The organism is Ferroplasma sp. Type II, from assembly GCF_000496155.1.
In genome coordinates, this window is sequence record NZ_KI542826.1 from 1 (window position 1) to 1,280 (window position 1,280).

The window sequence follows — 1,280 nt, forward strand, 5'->3', positions numbered from 1 at the left end:
AATGAAATGGGAAACCTGGAGTAACAAGTTCCAGGAAAGTTTCATTCTATACTAACAGTGGCATAAAACTATAATGCTGGAATTCAGAATTACTGTCTAGCCTTTCAGGAAGTAAAAAAATGAATTAGAATGGATAACAATTATTATACATCATTAAATTACATTATTAATGATTTACCGTACAGGCTGTTCGGGCTGGAGTTATGAATTCTGGCGAGGCAAGATTTATAATTATTCAGAGCCCCCATCAAATTTTCTGAATGTTTATTCCAGAATATTTGACACTGTTGAAATAGATTCTACATTCTATGCGGCTCAGGGCCAGGAAACAGTTAAAAAATGGTATAATTCTGTTCCAGATGATTTTTTGTTTTCACCAAAAATGCCCAGAAAGATAACACATGAGGAAAAACTTGTAAAATGCGAAGATGACCTTGTTTACTTTATAAAAAATATTTCAATTCTTGGTGAGAAACTGGGAATAATACTGGTTCAGCTCCCACCTGATTTTACATTTAATTTAACGGTGCTGGAGAATTTTCTTGAAGTGCTCCCAAGTGAAATAAAATATGCAGTTGAGTTCAGACACATTTCATGGTTCAGGAAAGAAGTTTATGACATACTTAAAAAATACAATGTTATAATGGTATGGTCGGTTATTGACTATCTTAAAACACCGGAAATAAAAACTACTGAAAATCTATACGTGCGTTTTTTAGGCAATAAATCACTCACTAAAAAGGAACTTGGTGAATTAAGAATAAACCGGCACAGTGAGGTTATACAGTGGGTAGAAAGGATAAAAAACCATGATTCAGGAAACGGTACGGCCTTCATATACGCAAATAACCATTATGAAGGGCTCTCACCGGATACTATCAAATTTGTAAGGTACCGTCTCGGAATGCCGGCACCTCCTCCCATGGTCGTGGACAGGCAGAAGAAACTTTTCTAATATCTTATAATTTTAGGCGTTAATATTTTATATCTTCGTATTATCATCAAAAATGTTAATTGACTATGCTATTGCATCAATAAATGCTATGATGGGCAGAGTGGATGATATAGTAATATCGGTGTCTGCAGTTTTGATCACACTTTTATGGATACCAATAGCACTAAATTTTTTCAGCACTGATGAGAACAAAAAGATAATGGCAAGGGAGAGACTGAAAAACGCTGCCATAGGCACTGTCATATACATAATGGCAATAAGCGGGATACTGTTTACCGTTTTTAACTATGTGGTTACAGGCAAAGTATGACTTATACCTCTATTT

The 1,280-nt window shown here is 34.9% G+C and carries 2 protein-coding genes; both read left to right on the forward strand.

The features are described 5' to 3' along the window. Nucleotides 1-169: 169 nt before the first annotated feature. The gene (locus AMDU4_RS13220) at nt 170-955 is read left to right on the forward strand and encodes a DUF72 domain-containing protein (RefSeq protein ID WP_021788435.1); all 786 of its coding nucleotides are present in this window, start codon (nt 170-172) and stop codon (nt 953-955) included. 52 nt (nt 956-1,007) lie between these two features. Further along, nucleotides 1,008-1,265: a hypothetical protein gene (locus AMDU4_RS13225; RefSeq protein WP_021788436.1), complete on the forward strand. Its 258-nt coding sequence runs from the start codon at nt 1,008-1,010 to the stop codon at nt 1,263-1,265. Nucleotides 1,266-1,280 lie beyond the last annotated feature (15 nt).

Excerpts from the sequence above, each read along its gene's own strand:
- AMDU4_RS13220 (WP_021788435.1), top strand. The coding sequence starts at position 170 with ATGATTTACCGTACAGGCTGTTCGGGCTGGAGTTATGAATTCTGGCGA.
- AMDU4_RS13225 (WP_021788436.1), top strand. The coding sequence starts at position 1,008 with ATGTTAATTGACTATGCTATTGCATCAATAAATGCTATGATGGGCAGA.